Consider the following 22,308-nt stretch of genomic DNA (forward strand, 5'->3'; position numbering starts at 1 on the left):
GGCTGACTGCCGGAGGCCATTGATCTCCGGGTGGAATTTTCACCAATACTGCAACAGCTACTCGTCGATCACCGCCTGGATCGCATCACCTTGGCGCATCCTGCGCCACTTCGCGCTTGATTGCTGTGCAAACGCACAGCAGAATGGCCGTCAACAGGGGAGGATGGCAACGATGCGATCTTTGGACGGGACCGACGCGCGCATTCTGCTGGCGCTCGACGCCGACCCCGACGCCACCGTCGTCGCCCTGGCCGAGCGGCTGTCCATGTCCCGCAACACCGTGCAGGCCCGCCTGCGCCGGATGCGGGAGTCCGGCGCTCTGGGGGCGTATTCGCGCCGGGTCGAGCCGGCCGCCCTGGGTTATCCGCTCATGGCCTTCATGACGTTGTCGCTCAGCCAGCGCGAGGGTGACCTGGCGGCGCAGCAGATCGTCCGGATCCCCGAGGTGGTCGAGATCCTGGCCACGACGGGCGACGGCGATTTGCTCGTACGTATCGTCGCGAAGGACACCGCCGATCTGTACCGGATCACCAACCTGGTCGTGGCGTCCCCGGGCGTCGTCCGCACCTCGACGTCGATCGTGCTCCACGAGGTGGCGCCCAACAGCGTCGACGGCCTCCTGCGTCGTCACACAGCGGAGTCCCGCGGATAGGGCGTGTCACGCAGCGTTATTCTTTGAGGCGCTGAAATGGGTGATCCCGCCGGACAATGATCTTTGCGAATGGCGGATGCGCCAGCTCGTCCGTTCATTGAAGAAAAGCAGTCGCGTAAGGGCGTACACCAGGGGTAATGCGCACGAAGTCTAGTACTCCGGGGCCTGAGCAATGTGCTGGATCGAGGGACGAATCTACTGTGGGCACTGCAACTTGCATGCCAAAACGGGCACTCGACGCATCCGGTAGATGAATTGGCACATTCAATTGGTCGCCACGCATTGTCGCAATCGGGTAACCCTTCGTACGCTGATGGTCAACAATCATCGATCAAGATGAGTGCTAGTAGCGGGCCGACCTGGCGGCGGCCTGCGGGGGAGCCGAGCATGCTTATCAAAGTCATCGACCGGATCACCGACCAAGCGCTCCACGAGACAATGTGGACCATGTACCGGGACGCGTTCGAGGAGCTGAACCACCTGGCGGTTCAACGCCATCTGATGTTCCGGTCCGAGTTCGACGAGGTAATGGCGGACACGCGGGTCGACAAGTACCTTGCCCTCGATGACGACGGCACCATCTGCGGCGTAGCCACCTACACAAATGATCTGGAGGCCGTGCCCCTGATCGCCCCGCAGTACTTCGAACGGCATTGGCCCGAGCACTATGCCGCTCACAAGATCTGGTACATCGGATTTGTCGCGGTGAGCCCGCACGCGCAGGGTCGCGAGGCGTTCGCTCAGCTCGTCGAGCAGATGTACATGGTCGCCTCGGCCCAGAACGGGCTCGTTTGCCTGGACATCTGCAACCACAACGACGAGGTGCGGCGGATGTCGCGGGTGTTCCGGATGATGGTGAGCCGGCTCTCGGACAACATGAAGTTCACCCGGATCGACCAGCAGTCGTACTGGCTCTACGAATTCCCCTCGGCAGCCTGACGCCCTTGCGCGAAAACGCGGCAGGCCGCCGACTTTGTCGACGGTCTGCCGCGGAGCTGGGGGGAAACCTTCAGGCCATAGGCGACCTCCGGGTCGAAGCGGTGGATGCCGGTCTCCGGTAATCGCGTCGGACGCGGCTACCGGGTTCTTTCCGTCCGGCGTACGCGACGTCTCGCGAACGCCGGAGGAAGCTAGTAGGGATATCCGCTGCCGCTGCGGGCGCCGACGGGATCGGCGTGCATTGCCCGCAGCATGGATGCGCTGTCGGGAGCCACGCTCACCCGCCCCTCGGTGCCGCGGCCGATCGCCGCGTAGACCTCCGGGCGTGCCGCCCGCATGATCAGTGCCCAGACGAAGCCGATCATGGCCACGCCCAGATACAGCGCGGGAATGAGCCACTGGAACGGTGAATCACCGCTGACCTGAAGCAGTTCTCCGAAGCCGATGCACGTTGCCGCCAGCACCACGGTCAGCAGCAGGAATGCGGTGGCCGGTGCGACGTACGCCTTCCAGGCGCTCTCCCCGCGCTTGTTCCGCATGAAGAAGGCGAGTACGGCCGCCGACGCCGCCCACATGAGAATCAGCACGCCGAGCCCGCCGATCGTGGTGAGCCAGGCGAAGACGAAGACCAGCGGGTCCGAGCCGACCAGGGCGTAGATGCTGAGCACGATGATGGCCAGGACGCTCTGGGTGATGGAACCGAGCAGCGGCGCTCCCGTACGCGGGTGGGTCCGGCCCCAAGCGGCCGGGAGCACGCCCTCACGCCCGAGGGCGAACTGGTAGCGCGACACCGCCGCGTGGAACGCGAGCAATGCCGCGAACACGCTCGTGAGGAACAGGACGTAACCGAGGTCGATGAGGAAGCCGGGCAGGTGCGGCCCGACCAGCTGGAAGACCAGGTCGGTCTGGTGCTCGGCGGCTCGGGCGGCGATCTGGTCGGGGCCTGTGTTGACGGACATGGCCCAGGCCGAGACCGCGCACAGCACGCCCGCGAGGATCACCGCGATGTGGGTGGCCCGGGCGATCGTGCGTTTGGGGTCTTTGGCTTCCTCGGAGAGCACCACTGTGGCCTCGAAGCCGACGAAGCCGGCGATGGCGAGCACCATCAGGATGCCGATCACCGGGGTGGCCAGCGGCGCCGGGGAGAACTGGGAGAAGGTGATCTGGCCGTCGGCCGGGTTGCCGATCATCACGAGGTCGTAGATCAGCACGACCGCGATCTCGAGAACCAGGAGGACCGCCAGGACCTTGCCGCTGAGGTCGACCCAGAGCAGTCCCAGGATGGCCACGGCGAACCAGGCCGCTATCGCGCAGGCGTACCAGGGTACGGCGAACCCGAACGCGGCCAGGATGCCGCTGGCCACTGATCCGAACAGTCCGAAGAGGCCTATCTGCATGAGTGAGTAGGCGGGCAGCGCCACGAAGGCCGCTCCCACGCCGATGATGCGTCCTAATCCATGACTGATGTAGGAGTAGAACGCCCCGGTGTTGACGATGTGCCGGCTCATGGCGACGAACCCGACGGTGAACAGGGAGAGCAGTCCCGCCGTCACCAGGTACGCGATCGGAACAGCGGTGCTGCCGATGATCGCGTAGATGGTCGTGATCGAACCGATGATCACAGTAAGTGGGGCCGCTCCCGCGACTCCGAAGAACACAACGGACGGTACGCCCAGCCTGTTCTTGGCCAGCGCCTTCGAGACGATGTCCGGTTCTTCGGGTTCCATACGTGCCACCAGCAGCCTCCCGGCCCAATGTTCAGAGTTGTTGCGCCCGAGGTGATGGCGCCCGATGCCGCTCACCGGCGGCCAACAGTGACGACCGAGCCCACGGAGGCTTCGGTGTACTCGACAAGCTCCCGCAGGTCGGCGGGGAGCGATCCGACGGCGCTGGGCAGCGATTGGAACGCGTGCCGGTGCGCCTCGAAGTCGTAGAGCACGTGCCGGGTGAGCCCGGTGGCAGCCACCAGGCCGATCAGCACCCGGTCACTGATGCTCATGCCCATCCCGCGAACCAGCATGTTCGCCAGACGGGCCGGCGCCCACGCGGCGGCGTTGCGCTGCGCCGCGCTGTTGGGCATGTAGAGGGTCTCGGTGGAGAGCATCCGCCGTTTGGTGACCGCCTCGACCGCGCCGAGACGGGTGAGCCGTTCGCCGACCCTGATCGCCGCGTCCTGCGAGAGGAAGGCCAGCCAGATCCGGACATCCCGGTGTTGTGGCTGCGCGATGAGCAGGTCGAGAACGTCGTGTGCGAGCGCGTCGGTCGGGGGATGCCGGTCAAGGATGATCAGATCTCCGTCGGAGATGCCGATCCGGCCCTCCATGACGAGCTCACCTAGTAGTGCAGCGGCCAGGCCTAGGCCGGTCGCACGTGGATGGAGACGGGACCGGCCGGTGCGGTCCTCGTGTGCGATCAGGAAGTACTGGTCAGCCAACACGCCGCCACGCCCCTTAGACAACGTCTTGATGGTCTTTGGTCGGGTTGGCAGTGACCACCATGGCCGCGATGATCACTGTCAGTAGAAAACGCTGTGACTCGATGTCCGCGCATCATGTACCCGCCGGAAGGGCATATACAAGAAGGCTAGTACTTTTTGTTTGGTACGCCTTGTTTGGATCATGAAGGCCTGGGCCGTACTATCGGTCACATCAGGACGAGGGAGCCCAGGTGTCCGTAGATGAAGGGCCAACCCTGCGCCGGCGCCGTCTGGGTGCGGAACTCAAGCGGTGTCGTGAAGCGGCAGGGCTGACGCAAGAGAACGTCTCGAGGCATTTCGAGTGGCACGCCGCCAAGGTCACGCGCATCGAGACGGCGCGTGTCGCGGTGACCCCGCGCGATGTGAAAGATCTTCTGACGCTGTACGGCGTGGGGGATCAGGACTATCGCGAGGCGCTCGTCGAACTGGCCCGGTTGTCGCGCGAGCGAACATGGTGGACGGACTACCGGGACATCATGCGCCCCGGCAACTTCGTCGGCCTGGAGGCGGCCGCCGCCTCGATGCGCGCCTGGGAACCGATCATCGTGCCCGGTCTGCTGCAGACGGAGGCGTACATGCGTGCGCTCATCCGCACCGGCCGGTCCAACGAGTCAGCCCAGCAAACCGACCGCCGTGTCTCGCTGCGCCTCACCCGGCAGACGCGCCTGCGCGCGGAGAGGCCGCTCGAGCTGACCGCCATCATCGACGAATCGGTGGTGCGCCGGGTGGTGGGCGGCGACGACGTCATGAATGAACAGCTTCGGCATCTGATCGAGATTGCTCAATTACCCAACGTAATGCTGCAGATTCTACCGTTCAGCGCCGGCGAACACACGTTCCTCGGCGGTTCAGCTGCGCTTTTGGAGTTTCGCGAGACCACCCATTTGGATGTTGTCTATCTTGAAGGTCTTGCGGGAGACTACTACGAAGAGCAACCGGCTGAGGTCGTTCGCTACCGGCAAGAGTTCGAACGATTGAGTGCCAGGGCGCTCGACCACCGGATGACCATCAAGATGATAGAGAGCCTGCTCGTCGCGTAGTGCTCTCCGCGAGACAACCGCATATCGAAGGGGGGTGCTTGAGTTGCTCACGCACCAGCAAAACGCTGCTGTTCTCACCGGCGCGGTCTGGAAGAAGGCCAGCCGCAGCAACGGCAACGGCGGTAACAACTGTGTCGAGGTCGCGTTCCTCGACCAGGGCGTTGCCGTCCGGGACAGCAAGGACCGCTCCGGTCCTGCACTGATGTTCACCACGGCGGAGTGGGCCGCCTTCGTCGGCTCGGCCAAGGACGGCGAGTTCGACATCGACGCCTGAGTCAGCAAGCCTATCGATAGATACGCGCCGTTCGGAAGTGCTCACTTTCCGTCGGCGCGTGTTTCATTGGGGTGCCGTGACCCCGATCACCAGGAGTCGCGGCACCCGCACTCAGAATCACCCTTTACGGTGACGTTTGTGCGACGTTCCGCCGCCGGCGATTGGTGCGCAGAGATTGGTGTCGCGCCGTTCCGGGACTGCCCGAAGCGCCGTTTCCACTCGGGGTCGGGGTGGATTTTGCAGAATGCATCCGCGTTCGGGGGTTGGTGCCTTTCCTGTTGCGTCGCCGTCACCCTGCGTTCACCGGGACCTGCCGGTGTCGGCTCACCTCAGGCTCGCGCTCGCCTGGCCTGACTCGGGCTGACCTCGTTCTCGGTCACGCCGCGCCCGCACCGTTTTTGTGCCCCGCCACGCGGCCACCTGCGCCGCCGTCCGTACGCGCGCGCCGGTCAGCGGAGCCTGCGCCGGCGCCGCCGCCCGTGTCCTGCACCGTCACCGGCGCATGCATCCGCACTGCCATCGGCGCGCGTGCTCGTGCTCGTCCCGGAGCGGTGCCGGCAGCCGTACGGGGGCCGTGCCGGTACCCGTGCCTGTGTCCCGCACCGTTACCGGCGCATGCATCCGCACCGCCACCCGCTTACACATCCGCACCGCCACCGCCACCGGCGCACGCGCTCGTGCCGTACCGGAGTGGTACCGGCAGCCTCGCCGGCGCACTCATCCGCATTGCCCACCGGCGCACGCGCGTACCCGTACCGGAGCGGTACCGGCAGTCGTACGAGGGCCGTGCCGGTACCCGTGCCTGTGTCCTGCACCGTCACCGGCGCATGCATCCGCACTGCCATCGGCGCGCGTGCTCGTGCTCGTACCGGAGCGGTGCCGGCAGTCGTACGGGGGCCGTGCCGGTACCCGTGCCTGTGTCCCGCACCGTCACCGGCGCACTCATCCGCATTGCCCACCGGCGCACGCGTACCCGTACCGGAGCGACACCGGCACCAGTGCCGTACCGGCACCGGCACCCGCGTACACATCCGCTCCGCCGCCGGCGCGCACACTCGTACCCGTACCAGGGCCCGTACTGGCATCCGTACCGCCGCCCGTACTGGCACCCGCGCTAGCGCCCGGTACAGGCACCCACCAGTCGGCCGTGCCGGCACCACCACCCGGGCTCGCGGCGGCACGCGCGCACGCCTCGTCGCCACCTGCGTTTGAGTTGCACCGACCCTCGTGCTCGCGCCGTACCTGTACCGCGCCGTCACCCATGTCCGCGCCGTTACGCCCTCGTATCCTCGCCGTCGCCCTCGGGTGGCTTGGCGTAGCGACCCGCGGCGCCGCTATATGTCCCGCGCTCGTGTCAGCTGGACCGGCGCGGACGACAGATCTCGGTGCCGCATGGTCAAGCAAGCGGGGCCGCCGGGCCGCGCCGAGCAACTGTCGAACTCTTTACTTGACTTACGATGACCAAAAGCCGAAATGCCGCACAGTAGGAGCTGTACGGCATTTCGGCTGTGGACAGTCTCGTGTCCTGTGGACAACCGCCGCTGTCCCCAGGCCTGTTCGTTAGCCTGGCCGCGGGGTCGCCCCCCAGTGGTGCGGTGGGGGACGGGCAGTAGCGGGGAGTCTTGTTGGGTGCGGTGGGGGACGGGCAGTAGCGGGGAATCTTGTTGGGTGCGGCGGGGGACGGGCAGTAGCGGGGCGCTCTTGTCAGATGCGGCCGAAGTCCTGGGTCCAGTACGGCGCGCCGCTTGAGGTGTAGGCCAGGCCGACGCCGACCGCGACGCTGGAGCAGTTCAGGATGTTCTTGCGGTGGCCGGAGCTGTTCATCCAGCCCGTGACCACCTGCTGCGGCGTGCGGTAGCCCCAGGCGATGTTCTCGGCCGATGCGCCTTTGCGGGGGTAGCCGGCGCGCACCTCGCGGGTGACGAAGTTGCTGCCGTCCGACCCGGTGTGGTCGAAGAAGCCGTTGCGGACCATGTCCTGGCTGTGCGCGCGGGCCGCCTTGACCAGGCGGTCGTCGATCCGCAGGGCCTTGCAGCCGCGGGCGGTGCGCTGGGCGTTGGTGAGTTTGACGACCTCGGTCTCGTACGCGGCCTGGTCGGCAACCGCGGCCTTCTTCGGCGCCTTGGCGGTGGTCGCCGCGAACGCGGGGCCTCCGGCGAGGGTCGGGATGGCGATCAGGGCGGCGATGGCGACGGCGCGGCGGACGAAACGCTTCACGTTCGGGGCTCCTTCGGGCTTGCGACTTGCTGTCAGCGGTACCGATCGGGGAGCTGGGGCCGGGATGAAGCGGGGGACCCGGAAGGCAACGCCGGGCAACCGAGCTGCACTGAACGCGTCCGTTTTGTCGCAGAAGACGCCCAGGAAAGAGACGCGGGACCCGGCTGCGTCAAGCCGAGCCCCGCGTCGGGGGAGGAAGGTCAGAGGGTCAAGGTCCAGGAGTTGATGTAGCCGGTGTCCGCCTGGTACACGTCCTGCACCCTCAGCTGCCAGGTCCCGTCGGCGGCCTCGCTCGACAGGCTCTTCGTGTATGTCGTGTTGACGTTGTCGGCGCTGTCGGACGACGAGGTCGCCTTGAGGTTGTAGACCGTGCCGTCGGGCGCTACCAGGTCGACGCGCAGGTCACCCCGGTACGTGTGGACGATGTTGACGGCGATCGTCGAGGTCGCCGACGCGGACCGGCCGCAGCCGCTGATCGCGATGCTGCTGCTGATCGCCGACCCGGCGTCCGGGATCGTGACGTCGGTGCCGTTGGTGCCGGTGCAGGTGCCCGTCGGAGGGGAAGTGGGAGGAGTCGTCGGCGGGGTCGTGCCCCCACCGCTGCACGTCGGGTCGGCCGACTGGGCGGGCACGTTGACCGCGTCCCAGGCCGCCTTGACCGTGTTGAACTGGTCGCAGCTGTTCGGGAACAGGTTCTTGGCCGCGGTCAGCGTCCAGGTGCGGTACTTCAGGTACGACGACGAGGACGTCTTCATCAGCATCGCGTTGTACATGATCTTCATGGCGTTCTGGATGCCGAGCCCGGTGATCGCGCCGGAGCCGCTGCAGCGGGTGCTGGCCGGCTGGCCGTTGGCCGGGTTGGTGCCCTCGGCCATCAGGTAGAACCAGTGGTTGCCGGGGCCGGCCGCCGCGTGCACCTCGGAGCCGGGGGTGCTGCTGGAGTAGCAGTTGCTGTCGCCGGCGAGCGACGGGTTGTACATGTACCGGATCGGGCCGCTGCCGACCAGGTTGACCTCCTCGCCGACCTGGTAGTCGGGGGCGTCGTTGGGGTTGTTGATGAACCACTCGGTTGCCGCGCCGATGGTGTCGGCGACGAATTCCTGGGTGCCGGAGCGCGAGATGCCGCCTGGGGTGGTGTCGTCGATGCCGTGGGCCAGTTCGTGACCGACCACGTCGGCCGAGGCGATCCACTGGCCGGCCGTGTTCTTGCCGATCTGGATCTGGGTGCCGTCGTAGTACGCGTTCTGGTCGTTCAGGCCGACCCGGATGGGCCATGCGCCGCCGTTGCCGTTCTGACCGTTGCGGCCGAGCCACGACGAGAGCATCGCGTACTGCTTTTGCGCGACGTAGAAGGCGTCGACGCAGCCGGTTTCGCGGTCGGTGCCGGAGCCGTTGCCCCACACGTTGTCCGGGCCGCTGAAGGTCGCGTTGCCCGACGAGTTCTGGCAGCGGATCGAGGTGTGGCTGGGGTCCTGCAGCAGGTAGGACGAGCCGGACTGGGTGGTGTCGATCGTGACCGAGCCGTTGATCCAGCCGGTGCCCGTGCCGGCGACGTCGATGACCCTTTCCGTCGTACGCAGCACCTGTCCCGTGGCGGCGTCGACGTCGACGGTGAGGCGGCTCGGGCCCTCGGCGTTCGTGCCGGCGACCGTGGTCTGCCAGGCCAGCCGGGCCGGTTGACCTTCCTCGGCCAGCACCACGAGCTTGGTGCCCTCGACCGTGTTCACGGTCTTGAGCTGCTCCTTCGCCGTCGCGGCGGCCGCGCTGCCGGAGATCTTGGCGACGGTGCCGACCTCGCCGATCGGGGCGCTCTGCGCGACCGAGGTGGCCTTGGTCTGCCCGGCCGCGTCGGTGACCACGACGAAGTCGCCGCCCTCGACCGGCAGGCCCTTGTACGTGCGCTTGTACGGAACATAGTTGAGGCCGGAGGACTGGATCACCTTCTGCTGCTGGAAGGTCTCGTTCGAGCCTGCGTGCAGGATCGCCGGGCGGCCGGCGACGAGCGCGTCCGCCTTGTCGGAGGCCAGGGCGGCGGCGGCCGCGGGGTCCTGGGGCGCTGCGGCGGCCGGCCCGGTCGCCGCGACCATGGCGGAGGCGGCCACGGTTCCGGCCGCCAACGCGATGATCAGAGGGGTTCGACGTTTCACGCGGGTACTCCTTTCCCGCCCGGGGGTTGGGGCGGGGCTCAAGTCCGATGGTGAAAACGTAGGCATCGACGCTCGTCACCGAATCAGGGAAAACCCTTGCGCGTGGGCCGCCGCGCGCATGATTCAACAGCGTGAACGGCGATTCAAGTGTGCGCTCCGTAATCTCATGAATTCGTAAAGTGACATCTCTGACCCTGGCCGGTGGGTGCCGGGTGGGGCATCATGGCCGGACAGCGTCCCTTCAGGAGTGTGTGATGACCTCACAACTCGAGCTCACGGCCCGTACGGCATTCGCACAGGTGCTCACCGTTTGGCGCACCCGGCGGGGCCTCTCCAAGAAGCAGCTCGCCGCTTCGATGGGCTACCACCCGTCGTACATCAGCCACGTGGAGAGCCTGCGACACCACCCGACCCTCGAGTTCGCCTGCCGCGCCGAAGCGGTCCTGGCGAGCGGGGGTGAGATCATCTCGCGGTACGAGCAGTGCCGGCAGGCCGCCGGTGAGCCCGCACCCACCCCGGTTCTGCGCAACGACTACGAGCCCAGCCCCATGCTCCCGGCCACCCTGGTGATCGAGGAGGAGAACGCCACCCTCGCGTACGCCGACGGGTGGTACTTCTGCCGGGTCGAGCGCGTGGTGCGCAACGTCGGCGACCGGCCCGTCACCTGCTATCCCGTACGCGTCGACGTCGACCGCTACCCCGACCAGCCCGGCGTGTCCCGCCGGCTCTACGCCGAGAGCCCGCTGCAGCTGTCCGATCTGGACTTCGAGGCCCACGCGGGCGACGAGCAGCCCGAGCCGATGGACGTACGTGTGACGCGCGCCTCGGACGCGTACGTGAAAATGGTGTTGATCTTTGGCAACGCGCGGGCGCGGTTCCCGCTCTATCCGGGCGAACGCACCCGGGTGACGTACGCGTATCGGGTGCCCGCCAGCCTGTGGGGGCAGTGGTTCCAACGCGACATCCGGTTCCCGACCCGGGCGCTGACGATGTCGTTGCGGCTGCCGGCCGAGCTCGCCGCCGAGGTGAGTGCCGAGACCCTGTCGTACGCGGGCATCAAGGGTTTCTCGCCGACCGAGTCACCCGGGGAGAACGGCACAGTCGTCTACACGCTGCGGCTGCGCGAACTGTTGCTGACCAGCCAGATCAGGCTGCGGTGGCGGTTCGGCGAACGCGCGCCCGCCGGGTGGGGCGACCTGGCCGCGTGACCGGTCACGGGGTGCGCCAGGGCCGGCCGACGCCCTGATACTCCGAGAGCGGGATGACGTTCGTGCCGGCGGGCATGCGGTCGGTGTACAGGCGGCCCTCCAGGTGGTCGATCTCGTGCTGCACGTGCCGGGCCAGGCCACCGCGGAACCGGGAGATCTCGACAGTGCCGTCGGGACGCCGGTGCTCGACGTCCACCCGGGCCGGGCGCTCGACCTCGCCGCGCACGTCGAAGAAGCTCAGGCACCCCTCGTACAGGATGTTCTGTTCGGCCGACCGGTCGACGACCCGCGGGTTGAGGAGCACCAATTCCCGATTCTCCGTACGGATGACTGTCGCGGCCCGGTCGATGCCGATCTGGGGGGCGGCCATGCCCATGCCCTTCGCGAACGGGTGCGCACGGGCCACGTGATCCATCGCGGCCCTGATGCGGGCGATCGTCTCATGCGCCTCGGCGGCCTCGCGGGGCAGCTCGAAGGGGCGGGCGGGTGTTCTCAGCGCCGGGTCGCCGGCCTGCACGATCCCCAGTTCGATCATGCGTTGACCCGGGGTGGGTGATGGTTGCTGCTCGGGGCTCCTGCGCTGGGCGGGGATCGGGTGCTCCGGGCTCATGCCCTCACTGTGCTACACGAATCCATTGAGCGTTATGCCTGTGTGCGATCAAATCGCTGCGGAACGTGATTGAATCGCGGGTCACGTCACACCTGACGGTTGCGGCCCGCGAACCATCCGGCGACAATCTGCGGGACGATCAGGCACAGCACCAGGGCCAGTGGCGCCCGCCAGCCGCCGGTGGCGTCGTGCAGTGCGCCGACCAGGAACGGGCCCGGGATCGCGATGATGTAGCCGACACTCTGCGCGAACGCGGACAGCCGTACGACAGTGCCGGGGTCGCGGCCGCGCAGCGCGATCAGCGTCAGCACCAGCGGGAAAGCCGTGTTCACGATGCCCAGGAAGGTCGCCCACAACCACGGGGCCGCGGCCGGGTCCCACCACAGGCCGCCGTAACCGGCCAGGCCGAAGACACCCAGCCCGACCGCTATCCAGCTCTGGGTGCGCACCCGCCCGGCCAGCGCGGACAGCCCGAACCCGAGCGGCACACCGAGGAACGACGTGAGGGCGAACAGCAGGCCCGCCTGCTCGGCCGGGACCCCGGCGTCCCGATAGATCTGCGGGAGCCAGCCGATGATCACGTACGCCGAGGTGGACTGCATGCCGAAATAGACCGCGAGCGCCCACGCGACCGGGTGCCGGGAGACCCGTACGGGATCATCGGTCTTGACCTCGGCCGCCGGAGCGATCGGCTCGCGGGCCAGCGGGAGCCAGGACGGCACGGCCAGCACCGCGACGGCGGCCCAGCAGGCGAGCCCGAGCCGCCAGTCGCCGCCGAACACGTGCTGGGTCAGCGGGACGGTGGCCGCCGCGGCGGTGGTGGCGCCGACGTTGAGCGCGACCGTGTAGAGACCCGTCGTCGAGCCGACTTTGTCCGGGAAACGGTCCTTGACGACCGAGGGCAGCAGCACGTTGACGACCGCGATACCGGCCAGCGCGACGAGACTGAGCAGCAGGAACAGGGCGGTGCCACCGGCGTACGGGCGTACCGCCAAACCGGCCGCCAGCACCAGCAGACCGATCAGGATCACCCGGGACGAGCCGAACCGCCGGGCCAGCCGGGGCGCGGTCAGGCCCACGGCCGCGAAACACACCACGGGCACCGAGGCGAGCAGCCCGGCAACCGTCGAACTCATGCCGAGACCGCCGCGGATCTCGTCGAGCACCGGGCCGACGCTCGTCACCGCCAGGCGCAGGTTGACCGCGGCCAGCAGCAGCGCTACCAGCGCAGTCATGCGCGCGCGACGTTTCTGAGTCAGGTCCTGCCCGGCGGTCACCACTTACACATCATCGACCCCGGGAAGATCGGGCTCACGACCGGTCTTGCTCCTGTTCCACCTGCTGGTTCCACTCGCGCTTGGAGGACTGCCACCCGTCCTCGTTCATGCCGCGCCGCCAATAACCCGAGATCGACAGCCGGCTCATCGGGATGCCGCGCTCGTTCTTCAGGTAACGGCGCAGATCCCGTACGAAATTCGCCTCACCGTGCACGAACGCGTGCACCTGACCCGCGGGGAAGTCGCTACCCCGTACGGCCTCGACCAGCGCCTCACCCACCGGCCGGCCGCCCCGGCGCAGCCAGGTCAGCTCCAGGTCGCCGGGGCACTCGAGCTTCTGCTCCTCGTCGGCATTTTCGATCTCCACGTACGCCCGTACGCGCGCACCAGCGGGCATTCCCTCAAGCGCGGCGGCGATGGCGGGCAGCGCGCTCTCGTCACCGGCGAGCAGATGCCAGTCGGCGCCGGGGTCAGGAGCGTAACCGCCGCCCGGGCCCATGAACCGCACCACGTCGCCCGGCTTGGCCGCGGCCGCCCACGGACCGGCGATGCCCTCGTCGCCGTGCACCACGAAATCGACCCACAGCTCGGGGACCTCGGGACGCCACTTGCGAACCGTGTACGTCCGCACGACCGGCCAGTCCTCGGGGGCTACGGTCGCGCGGATCGTGCCCATGTCGAACGGCTCGGGATAGACGGCCCCCGGCTTGGGGAACAGGATCTTCACGTAATGATCGGTGCAGTCGCCGGCCTGGATCCGGGCGAGGCCGTCGCCGCCCAGGACGACTCGGATCATGTGCGGGGTGAGCTGCTCCACCCGGGTGACGACCGCCTCGGTCGCCGGTCGTGCCGGCCTGTCCGCCATGCTGCGTCCCTCGATTCGCGTAGTCGCCGGTAAGGCTACCCTCACTTGCCCGCGTACGAGGAAGGGCGGCCCGCGTGATGCGGACCGCCCTCGTTCGTCTCAGCTGACTACTCCCAGGTGCTGCCGGGGAGGCTGCGCCGCCGGGTGAGCGCCATGATGATCAGGCCGATCATCAGCAGGACAGCCGCGCCGCCGACCACCGCGACCGTGTTGTTGCCGGTCAGGGCGAGCAGGCCGCCTTCGTCCTTCTTCGCGGACTCCGCCTGCACCTGGGCGACCTGGTCGGCCACGGGGGCCTTGTTGCCCGAGTTGAACTGGCCGTCGTCGTACGTGTAATCGGTGCCGCCGGCCGCGGGCGCCGGGCTCTTCGAGGTGGAGCGGGGCTTCGGGGCCGTGGTCGCCGGGGTGTCGGTGTCGTCGGCCTTGTCGTTGCTGCCGCTCTCGCTGTTGCTTCCGCCGGTGTCGGAGTTCCCGGTGGTGGAGTTCCCGGCCGCGGGGGGCTGGGTCGTCGCCGGCTTGGTCGGCTTGGTGGTGGGCTTGGTGGTGGCCGGCTTCGTCGGGTCGGGGGTGAAGTCGTCCTTCACCGTCGGCGCGGTGGTCGGGGCCTTGGTGGGGGGCTTGGTCGGGGCCACGGTGCTGTTGGGGTTGCCCGGCGTGCCGCCGCCGTTGTTGCCGCCGCCGTTGTTGCCGCCGCCGTTGTTGCCGCCGCCGTTGTTGCCGCCGCCGTTGTTCCCGCCTCCGTTGTTCCCGCCTCCGTTGTTCCCTCCACCGTTGTTGCCGCCGCCGGCGTTGCCGACGACGATGCGGACGGAGTCGATCGCGGGCGTCTGGTTGGCGCGGACCATCATCGGCGTGCGGTGGGAGCCGTCACCGGCCCATGAGGCGCACTGCGCGATGCCGTCGGTCGGCATGCCCGGCACCTGGATGGTCACCTCGTCGGACCCTGCGCCGCCCTTGCTGTCCTCGGTGGCGACGAAGAACGCCGGAACCGGGTCGGGCTCGGGCGCCTCATTGGTGTTCGACAGCATCCGGCACGCGGTGTGGAAGTGGCCGCGGACGAGGCCGTCCTTGAGGACGGAGCTCTCCACGTAGTACCCACCCTTGCCGGCCGCGAGGAACCTGTCGCGAATCAGGTTGCGGGTGCTGACCTTCAGCGTGAACGGCGTGTTGGCCGCGACCCGCTCCGGGGCCTCGGTGATCAGCAGGCTCGGGTTGTCCTTGGCCTCGCCGACCTCACCGAACTCGGTGGAGATGCAGCGGCTGGGCACCTGGAAACCGTCGTGCGCAGGCAGGTTGCTGTCGACGCAAGTGTCAGTGAGGATCACCTGCCCGTTGACGACCTTGCCGGCCCCGCTGCCCTCGGGCCGATCGTTCTCGGCGGCGCCGGAGATCTGGGCGAAGCCCACAGCTGCACCCAGGGCCGCGATCACGGCTCCGACCGCGAACAGCCGTCGGTTGCGTCCCGACGGCGTGGCGGCCGCGCGGCGGTAAGCAGACCTACGCATGCGTGATACCTCATCTTCGAAGAATCCACCCGGCCCAATTTCCGACCGGCTCCCAGACGGTATGAGGCACCCCGCCAGATTGCAATTCCGCAGCCGAAATTGATTGATTCTTAGCCCAAACTTAAAGAAAAGATATGGGACCACCCTCGAACCCCCGGCATCATCCGAACGGCTGATGTCCAGGGTTCAACCAAGATCGCAAAAACTTCGCTGACCTGCGAGTCTTTCTCCAGGCCGTCCGCGGCGCTCCGTCGGCGCCCACAGGCCACGCCGTCACTGAGAAATGTAGAGCAAGTCACGCTCGATGTACCTTAGAACACCCTGAGAAAACCATTCCAGCCCGTCACCCAACCCTTTCGGTTCGTATTCCCCGCCTGCCAACGCCAGCGCCGCCCGCCCGGGAGAGGCGGGGCTCCGGCATCACCCCGAGCCCGCGCCTGCCCCCTACGTAGGGCCTGGGCCAGCCTGGCTGCCGACACCCGCCGCGCCGGCCGCAGTACGACGGCGTCCGCTCCACCGGTCGCAATGTCACTCCTACGCGCGCAGCACCTCCCGCGCCTGGCCGCACTGCCGCGTCGGTCGCACCCACAGGCCGGCCGCATTGCCGCCGCCGCGCCGCGCCCGCCGCCCCGCCGCGCCCGCCGCACCGCGCCATGGCCGACCGGTGGCGGGTGTTGCGCCAGTCGCGGACCGGCCGCATTGCCGCCGCGCATGTTCCTCATGGACCGGACCTCCGCCGCCGGGTCGGGCCGGGTGGGCCTACCGCACCTACCGCGCCCGCGGCACCTACCGCGCTGGCCGCGCCGGTGGCACCTACCGCGCTGGCCGCCCGGATGGCGGCCCGGACGGTGGCCTGGACGGTGGTCTGGTCTGCGATGTCGTTCGGCGGACCGGTCGTGTTCTGAGGCTCGGCCACTGTGTTGGGAAGTCCTGAGAATGGCGCTTCCGGGTAGGGTGAGCGGTGTGATCATTCGTTTCTTGGGGTGTCGGGAAGTGGCCTTTCTGTTCGTGTGATCCGGAGTGGCGATAATTGGCATGATCCAGTGCTTACACCGGGCAAGCGGGCGCGGGAAAATGGTGCATGGGTCAGTTGTCTTTGTTCGGCCGCGCGGAGATTTCTTCGATGCGTGATCGGACGCGGCGCCGCAATTACTCCGCGGCCGGTGAAGAATTCCGGCGTGAGCATCAGCGGCGCCGTGAGTGGGGTCTTCGGCAACGGCATGCGCGGAAGCTGAGCCGGCTTCGGCGACATGGCGGGGACAATTACCTCGGTTCACCTCTCCTGCCTTGTGACTCGGAGGTGTTGCTGCAGGTCACGGCTGCGGACGATTCGGCGCGGGAGCAGGTCGCCTCTTCGCGCAGGCCGGGGACTGTGTCTGACCCGGTGCTACGCCGGCAGCAAGCACGGACACCTGATCCACCTCGGACCTCAAGATCGCAGGTTCGAAGTGTCCAAGATCAGGGGGTAAGGCCCGGTTCGCGGGCGGCAAGCCGCGCTTGCTTCTGCGGGTCCGCGAAAGGCGAGCCGTCGACCAGAAAACCGCGGGCCCGATCGGTTTTCGTTGCCGGCTCTGCGTGTCGCGAGCCGGGTGGCTCCGGCGGTCCGCGGGCGACGAACTGCTTCCGTGCTTTCGAACTCATGTGCGGGGGAGGTGATGGGTGGCGAGAACGCGTTTTGGACGGTTGCGCCCTCGGGGTTTCGGACGAATTCTTTGATTGCTGTCTTGTGGTGGTTGCGGTGAATTTCTATGCCGTAGGCCGGTGCGGGTGGGTGCAACTCGTCATGCTGTGGCTGAGGCCCGGGAAATACAAGAATTCTCGTTTCCAGCAATGGGAAAGGGAGTCGTATTGCTTGTCGAATTCGGTGCTCGCGGGGCCGGCGGGCAAGGTGACGGGACACGCGCGGCTGGTCACGTGGGCCAGTGGCCCCGGGACTGGTAGAGGTCTTTCAGGACCGTGAGGCGGTCGGTCATGATGCCGTCTACGCCGAGGTCCAGCAGGCGGGCCATTTCCGCCGGGTCGTCGATGGTCCAGACGTGGACCTGCAGGCTGAGGCGGTGGGCCAGCCTGATGAAACGGCGGTCGACGATGGGGAGTCTGCCGTGCCGGGGTGGGACCTGAACCGCGGCGGCCGAGGCGGGGAGGCGTACGGGGGTGCCGGTCAACGAGGCCAGGCGCAGGCGGGCCACCGAGCGGGAGCCGAGCGACGTGGCCACGGTGGGGCCGGTCAGGGCGCGGGCCTGGGCGAGACGGCGGTCGCTGAACGAGGCGAGCAGGACGCGGTCGGCGGCGGAGGTGGAGCGTAGGCATTCGACGGTGGGGGCCACGCCGGGGTCGGCCTTGATGTCGATGTTGAAGCGGATGCCGGGCCACGCCGTCAGGACCTCGTCGAGGCGGGGGACCAGGGCGGCGCCGCCGATGCGGACGGATCGTAAGTCGGACCAGGTCAGCGACGAGATACGGCCGGCGCCGTCGGTTACCCGGTCGAGGGTGGCGTCGTGGAAGACGACCGGGATGCCGTCGGCGGTGGCGTGCACGTCGGTTTCGACGTAGCGGTAGCCGAGGCGTACGGCGCGCTCGAAGGCCTCGATCGTGTTCTCGTCGCCGTCTGCCGCGCCGCCCCGGTGGGCGAAAGCCAGGGGCGTCGGCGCGTCCAGGTAGGGGAAGGGCACCGACCGATCCTAGGAGCCGTGATCTTTGGGCGCTCGGGGCCGTGGGAGGCCGGCTTTGTTGCACAGAGGTAAAAGTCCGTCGTTGACATTGACCGTCGGCGTTGAGGCTGATGATTCTTTCTCCAGGCGCGGGACCGGGAAGGCTGAGGTGACTCACCCTGGAGACCAGAGAGTTCGACGTGGTCGTCGTCGGCGGCGGGACGGCCGGTTCGGTTGTCGCGTCACGGCTTTCCGCCGATCCGAACGTCAGCGTCTGCCTCATCGAGGGCGGCCCCTCCGACGTGGATGACCAGCGGATACTTCAGCTGCGGAACTGGATCAACCTGCTCGAGTCGGAGTTCGACTACGACTATCCGGTCGTGCCGCAGCCCCGCGGGAACTCGTATCTGCGGCACGCGCGGGCTCGGGTGCTGGGCGGCTGTTCGTCGCACAACACCATGATCAGTTTCCTGCCGCCGCCGGAGGATTTCGCGGACTGGGTGCGGGCGGGGGCGGCCGGATGGTCGTACGAGGAAATGACGCCCCTCTGGAAGCGACTCGCGATCAACATCGTGCCGGTCGCGCCTCGGGACAGGAACCCGCTGGCCGAGGACTTCGTGGCGGCCTGTCACACCGCGCTGGGGGTGCCGATCCACGAGGACTTCAACGCGGGGCCGTTCGCGGACGGCGCCGGGTTCTTCCCGGTCGGCTACCACCCCGAGACGGGCGTACGGTCGTCCGCGTCAGTCGCCTACCTGCATCCGAACCTCGACCGCCCCAACCTGACGATCCTCACCGACCACTGGGCCTACCACCTCGACCCGGATAGCGGTATATCCGTAAAAATCGGCGGCGCCGGGTGGGATGACGGTGGCGCGGGGCAAGGGTCTGGTGGGGAGGAGTGGGACGGCGGCGGTCAGCGGTTTGTTCGGATTCGGGCTCGGCATGAGTATGTGCTTTGTGCGGGGGCGATCGACACGCCGCGGTTGTTGTTGCACTCGGGGATCGGGCCGGCCCAGCAGCTTGAACGGCTGGGCATCAAGGTGCGGGCCGACGTGCCGGGGGTCGGGGAGAACCTGCTCGACCATCCGGAGTCGCTGATTCTGTGGGAGGCGAGCCGGCCCATCCCGCCGATGTCGGCGATGGATTCGGATGCGGGCCTGTTCGTGCGGCGGGAAGCCGGCGCCGTGCGGCCCGATCTGATGTTTCACCTGTATCAGATTCCGTTCACGTTCAATACCGAGCGGCTCGGCTATGACGTTCCGCAGCACGGGTTCGGGATGACGCCGAACGTGCCGCGGCCCCGCAGTTCGGGGCGGCTCACGCTGGCCGACGCCGACCCGGGAACCAAGCCGCTTCTTGATTTTCGCTACTTCACCGACCCCGACGGCTACGACGAGCGGACCATCGTCGACGGGCTGCGGCTGGCTCGCGAGGTGGCAGCCACCGAACCCTTCGCCCGGTGGATCGCCCGTGAGATCGCGCCGGGGCCACAGCTCAGATCAGATCAAGAGCTTTCCGCGTACGGGCGGGCCGCGCATCACACCGTCTATCACCCCGCGGGCACGTGCCGGATGGGGTCGCCGTCCGACGAGATGGCGGTGGTCGACCCGGAACTGCGGTTGAAAGGCGTTCCTCGCGTACGCGTCGCCGACGCCTCGGTCTTTCCGGTGATGACGTCGGTGAACCCGATGGTGGCTGTCCTGATGATCGGGGAACGGGCGGCCGACCTCATCAGCGCCGAGTTGAACCGAGGATAGGGGGCCGGTGGGGATGGCACCGATGATCGCGGTAACGGATCTGTGGAAGGTGTTCGGTCCCCGGGCCGACCGGATCGTCGGCACGCCCCTGGCCGACCTGCCCCGGGCCGAGTTGCGTGCCCGCACCGGCTGCCTGACCGCCGTACGGGACGTCAGCTTCGACGTGGAACCCGGTGAGGTCTTCGTCGTGATGGGCCTGTCCGGCAGCGGCAAGTCGACGCTGGTGCGGTGCCTGACCCGGCTCGTCGAACCGACCAGCGGCGACATCCGCATCGACGGCGAATCGGTGCGCGCGATGAGCCCGAAGAAGCTGCGCGAGCTGCGGCGGCGGCAGGTGGCCATGGTGTTCCAGCACTTCGGGCTGCTGCCGCACCGGCGGGTGCTCGACAACGTGGCGTACGGGCTGGAGATCCAGGGGGTCGCGCGGGCCGAGCGGCACCGCAAGGCGTCCGAGGTGCTGGCCCTGGTCGGGCTCGACGGGCACGAGCACCAGTACCCGGATCAGCTTTCCGGTGGCATGCAGCAGCGGGTCGGCCTGGCCCGGGCGCTGGCCGCCGACCCCGAGGTGTTGCTGTTCGACGAGCCGTTCAGCGCGCTGGACCCGCTGATCCGGCGGGACATGCAGGCCGAGGTGCGCCGGTTGCACGCCGAGGTCGGCAAGACGCTCGTGTTCATCACGCACGACCTGGCCGAGGCGCTGAGCCTGGGTGACCGGATAGCGGTGCTGCGCGACGGCGAACTGGTGCAGGTGGGCACGCCTGAGGAGCTGGTCGGGGCGCCGGCCGATTCCTATGTGGCCGATTTCGTACGGGATGTGCCGCGCTCGGACGTGCTCACGCTGCGCTGGATCATGCGGGATGCCGCGCCGGGTGAACTGTGCGAGGACGAACCGCTCAGCCATCGCACGGTGATCCGCGACGCCGTGCACCGGGTGCTGCGGGCCGGACGTCCGATCCCGGTGGTGGACGGGGTGGAACGGGTGGGCGTGGTCGACGCTGATCAGTTGCTGCCGGCGTTGGTCAGCCACCACCGTCAGGTGCCGGCATGACGACGACCGCGCCGCCGCCGGCCGTGCAGGGGCGAGTTGTCGAACCGGTGACGGACCGTGCGCATCCGGCCCGGCGTTCGGGCTGGGTGCCGACCCGTACGGTGGGCGCGGTCCTGGCCGTTGCGACGGTGGCCGCCTATCTGCTGTTCCGCACGGACGGGGCGGCCGACGGCGACGACGCGGCCGCGTTCCGGTTCTTCGACAGCGTGCGCGACTGGGTCGACGCGAACCGCGACAGCAGCCCGTTCTTCCTGTACGGGGTGAACTACGTGCGCCTCGGTGTCCGGTTGCTCGTCGACGGCGTGCAGGCGGTGCTGTACGGGCTCGGGTTCGCGGGGCTGGTCACGGCGGTCACCGCGATCGGTTTGGTGCTGGCCGGATGGCGTACGGGGTTGCTGGCTCTTCTCGGTTTTCTTGCGTTCGGCGTGCTCGGGTTGTGGCAGGAGAGCGTCGACACGTTGGTCCTGACGTTGTCCGCCGTGCTGCTCAGCGTGCTGATCGGGGTGCCGCTGGGGGTGCTCGCGGCCCGGGTGCGGTGGGTCGGCGCGTCGCTGCGGCCGGTGCTCGACGTCATGCAGATCATGCCGACTTTCGCGTACTTGGCCCCGATGACGCTGCTGTTCCTGATCGGCGAACCGGCCGCGGTGATCGCCACGATGATCTACGCGGTGCCCGCCACGATCCGGATCACGGCGCTGGGCATCAGCGAGGTCTCACCGACCGCGGTGGAGGCGGCGACGGCGCTCGGCTCGACCCGCCGGCAGTTGCTGACCAAGGTGCGGCTGCCGATGGCCCGGACGACGATCGTGCTCGCGGTCAACCAGACGATCATGCTGGCCCTGTCGATGGTGGTGATCACGGCGCTGATCGACGCGCCGGGGCTGGGGCAGAACATCGTGAACGCCCTGCAACGCGTCAACGTGGGCGCAGCCTTCGACGCGGGCGTGGCGATCGTGATCCTGGCCGTCGTCCTGGACCGGATCACGACAAACGCGGCCCGGCGCACCGGAGGCGCGGGCGGGTGGCGAGGGCGCGGAATCGGCGCGGCGCAGCGTGTCCGGAATCGGTGGCGTGGGTGGGGAGTGGCTGCGGCGCGGCGTGTCGGGGATGGACGGCGTGGAGTGGATGCAGCACGGCGTGTCGGGGGTGCGGGCGGAGGACCGGGGGCCAGTGCGGTCCGCGAGCTCCGGACCCACGGGTGGCTGCGACAGCGCCGATGGCTGTGGGCGGGCGCCGGCGCACTGATCCTTGTCGCCGTCAACGCCAAACGCACCACGATAAACGGAGATGAATCGGGTGTTTTGGGTGTGGGTGTGGCGGGGCTCGGTGGTGGCTCGGTGGCTGCGCCCGGCGACGGGGTGGCGGGGCCGAACTGGTTCGGGGTGGGCGGTGGGGAGCCCGGGTGGTTCGGTTCTTTTTCGTTTGCTGGGCCGGTCAATGACGTCGTCGGGTGGATCGAGCTGCACTGGTACGGGTTCACCGAGGGGGTCAAGAACGGGGTCAGCGCCGGGCTGCTCGATCCGCTTGAGACGCTTCTCGTAACCACGCCGTGGTGGTTGTTCGTGCTGGTTGTGGCGGCGTTCGGCACCCTGTGGTCAGTGGGTGGCGGGCCGCTCTGATCGCGGCCGCCGCGGCGGCG

17 protein-coding genes are annotated in these 22,308 nt (G+C 68.2%); 8 read left to right on the forward strand and 9 right to left on the reverse strand.

The features are described from left to right. Positions 1 to 172: 172 nt before the first annotated feature. Both C8E87_RS23560 and C8E87_RS23565 read left to right on the forward strand, forming a co-directional pair. Positions 173 to 652 carry an Lrp/AsnC family transcriptional regulator gene (locus tag C8E87_RS23560; RefSeq protein WP_203720451.1) on the forward strand — a complete coding sequence of 160 codons (480 nt, stop codon included), beginning with the start codon at positions 173 to 175 and terminating at the stop codon, positions 650 to 652. Between the two features lie 387 nt (positions 653 to 1,039). Next, positions 1,040 to 1,591, forward strand: a complete 552-nt coding sequence (locus C8E87_RS23565; RefSeq protein WP_133875107.1) for a GNAT family N-acetyltransferase — start codon at positions 1,040 to 1,042, stop codon at positions 1,589 to 1,591. Between the two features lie 191 nt (positions 1,592 to 1,782). Here C8E87_RS23565 and C8E87_RS23570 read toward each other — a convergent pair whose 3' ends face one another. Together C8E87_RS23570 and C8E87_RS23575 are read right to left on the reverse strand one after the other, a co-directional pair. Next, on the reverse strand, positions 1,783 to 3,318 hold the full coding sequence (locus C8E87_RS23570; protein ID WP_133875108.1) for an APC family permease: 1,536 nt from the start codon (positions 3,316 to 3,318) through the stop codon (positions 1,783 to 1,785). A 71-nt stretch (positions 3,319 to 3,389) separates the two neighbouring features. Beyond that, positions 3,390 to 4,028: a GOLPH3/VPS74 family protein gene (locus C8E87_RS23575; RefSeq protein ID WP_133875109.1), complete on the reverse strand. Its 639-nt coding sequence runs from the start codon at positions 4,026 to 4,028 to the stop codon at positions 3,390 to 3,392. 230 nt (positions 4,029 to 4,258) lie between these two features. Here C8E87_RS23575 and C8E87_RS23580 point away from each other — a divergent pair, with 230 nt between their 5' ends. Next, positions 4,259 to 5,107, forward strand: a complete 849-nt coding sequence (locus C8E87_RS23580; protein WP_133875110.1) for a helix-turn-helix domain-containing protein — start codon at positions 4,259 to 4,261, stop codon at positions 5,105 to 5,107. A gap of 34 nt (positions 5,108 to 5,141) precedes the next feature. Continuing rightward, positions 5,142 to 5,381: a DUF397 domain-containing protein gene (locus C8E87_RS23585; protein ID WP_239079895.1), complete on the forward strand. Its 240-nt coding sequence runs from the start codon at positions 5,142 to 5,144 to the stop codon at positions 5,379 to 5,381. A 1,704-nt stretch (positions 5,382 to 7,085) separates the two neighbouring features. Here C8E87_RS23585 and C8E87_RS23590 read toward each other — a convergent pair. Together C8E87_RS23590 and C8E87_RS23595 are read right to left on the reverse strand one after the other, a co-directional pair. Then, positions 7,086 to 7,598 carry a CAP domain-containing protein gene (locus tag C8E87_RS23590; RefSeq protein ID WP_133875111.1) on the reverse strand — a complete coding sequence of 171 codons (513 nt, stop codon included), beginning with the start codon at positions 7,596 to 7,598 and terminating at the stop codon, positions 7,086 to 7,088. A gap of 200 nt (positions 7,599 to 7,798) precedes the next feature. Then, complete coding sequence (locus tag C8E87_RS23595) at positions 7,799 to 9,685, reverse strand: M4 family metallopeptidase (protein ID WP_166661343.1); 1,887 nt, start codon at positions 9,683 to 9,685, stop codon at positions 7,799 to 7,801. A 314-nt stretch (positions 9,686 to 9,999) separates the two neighbouring features. Between C8E87_RS23595 and C8E87_RS23600 the strand changes: the two genes are divergently transcribed. Further along, positions 10,000 to 10,953: a helix-turn-helix domain-containing protein gene (locus C8E87_RS23600; RefSeq protein WP_133875113.1), complete on the forward strand. Its 954-nt coding sequence runs from the start codon at positions 10,000 to 10,002 to the stop codon at positions 10,951 to 10,953. 4 nt (positions 10,954 to 10,957) lie between these two features. Here C8E87_RS23600 and def read toward each other — a convergent pair whose 3' ends face one another. The 5 genes from def to C8E87_RS23625 all read right to left on the reverse strand — a co-directional run bounded on the left by def (position 10,958) and on the right by C8E87_RS23625 (position 17,882). Next, positions 10,958 to 11,563, reverse strand: a complete 606-nt coding sequence (gene def, locus C8E87_RS23605) for a peptide deformylase (RefSeq protein WP_133875114.1) — start codon at positions 11,561 to 11,563, stop codon at positions 10,958 to 10,960. An 86-nt stretch (positions 11,564 to 11,649) separates the two neighbouring features. After that, entirely contained in the window at positions 11,650 to 12,798 is a 1,149-nt protein-coding gene (locus tag C8E87_RS23610) for a CynX/NimT family MFS transporter (RefSeq protein WP_133875115.1), read from the reverse strand. Positions 12,799 to 12,874: 76 nt separating this feature from the next. Beyond that, on the reverse strand, positions 12,875 to 13,705 hold the full coding sequence (locus C8E87_RS23615; protein ID WP_133875116.1) for a siderophore-interacting protein: 831 nt from the start codon (positions 13,703 to 13,705) through the stop codon (positions 12,875 to 12,877). Between the two features lie 107 nt (positions 13,706 to 13,812). Beyond that, entirely contained in the window at positions 13,813 to 15,210 is a 1,398-nt protein-coding gene (locus C8E87_RS46670) for a hypothetical protein (protein ID WP_133875117.1), read from the reverse strand. 1,910 nt (positions 15,211 to 17,120) lie between these two features. Continuing rightward, a complete protein-coding gene (locus C8E87_RS23625; RefSeq protein WP_133875118.1) occupies positions 17,121 to 17,882 on the reverse strand; it encodes a glycerophosphodiester phosphodiesterase family protein in 762 nt (253 codons plus the stop codon). A gap of 179 nt (positions 17,883 to 18,061) precedes the next feature. Between C8E87_RS23625 and C8E87_RS23630 the strand changes: the two genes are divergently transcribed. Genes C8E87_RS23630 through C8E87_RS45665 form a run of 3 tightly spaced genes read left to right on the forward strand, consistent with a single transcriptional unit; the run spans position 18,062 to position 22,288 of the window. After that, complete coding sequence (locus C8E87_RS23630; protein ID WP_133875119.1) at positions 18,062 to 19,621, forward strand: GMC family oxidoreductase; 1,560 nt, start codon at positions 18,062 to 18,064, stop codon at positions 19,619 to 19,621. Positions 19,622 to 19,634: 13 nt separating this feature from the next. Further along, on the forward strand, positions 19,635 to 20,669 hold the full coding sequence (locus C8E87_RS23635) for a quaternary amine ABC transporter ATP-binding protein (RefSeq protein ID WP_133875120.1): 1,035 nt from the start codon (positions 19,635 to 19,637) through the stop codon (positions 20,667 to 20,669). After that, complete coding sequence (locus tag C8E87_RS45665) at positions 20,666 to 22,288, forward strand: ABC transporter permease (RefSeq protein WP_239079896.1); 1,623 nt, start codon at positions 20,666 to 20,668, stop codon at positions 22,286 to 22,288. The genes C8E87_RS23635 and C8E87_RS45665 overlap by 4 nt, the downstream gene beginning before the upstream one ends. Positions 22,289 to 22,308: the final 20 nt, after the last annotated feature.

The sequence above is a fragment of the Paractinoplanes brasiliensis genome, from assembly GCF_004362215.1.
In the GTDB taxonomy this organism is placed as follows: Bacteria; Actinomycetota; Actinomycetes; order Mycobacteriales; family Micromonosporaceae; genus Actinoplanes; species Actinoplanes brasiliensis.

Excerpts from the sequence above, each read along its gene's own strand:
- C8E87_RS23610 (WP_133875115.1), bottom strand. The coding sequence starts at position 12,798 with ATGACTGCGCTGGTAGCGCTGCTGCTGGCCGCGGTCAACCTGCGCCTG.
- C8E87_RS23600 (WP_133875113.1), top strand. The coding sequence starts at position 10,000 with ATGACCTCACAACTCGAGCTCACGGCCCGTACGGCATTCGCACAGGTG.
- C8E87_RS23615 (WP_133875116.1), bottom strand. The coding sequence starts at position 13,705 with ATGGCGGACAGGCCGGCACGACCGGCGACCGAGGCGGTCGTCACCCGG.
- C8E87_RS23565 (WP_133875107.1), top strand. The coding sequence starts at position 1,040 with ATGCTTATCAAAGTCATCGACCGGATCACCGACCAAGCGCTCCACGAG.
- def (WP_133875114.1), bottom strand. The coding sequence starts at position 11,563 with ATGAGCCCGGAGCACCCGATCCCCGCCCAGCGCAGGAGCCCCGAGCAG.
- C8E87_RS45665 (WP_239079896.1), top strand. The coding sequence starts at position 20,666 with ATGACGACGACCGCGCCGCCGCCGGCCGTGCAGGGGCGAGTTGTCGAA.
- C8E87_RS23635 (WP_133875120.1), top strand. The coding sequence starts at position 19,635 with ATGGCACCGATGATCGCGGTAACGGATCTGTGGAAGGTGTTCGGTCCC.
- C8E87_RS23570 (WP_133875108.1), bottom strand. The coding sequence starts at position 3,318 with ATGGAACCCGAAGAACCGGACATCGTCTCGAAGGCGCTGGCCAAGAAC.
- C8E87_RS23560 (WP_203720451.1), top strand. The coding sequence starts at position 173 with ATGCGATCTTTGGACGGGACCGACGCGCGCATTCTGCTGGCGCTCGAC.
- C8E87_RS23595 (WP_166661343.1), bottom strand. The coding sequence starts at position 9,685 with ATGGTCGCGGCGACCGGGCCGGCCGCCGCAGCGCCCCAGGACCCCGCG.
- C8E87_RS46670 (WP_133875117.1), bottom strand. The coding sequence starts at position 15,210 with ATGCGTAGGTCTGCTTACCGCCGCGCGGCCGCCACGCCGTCGGGACGC.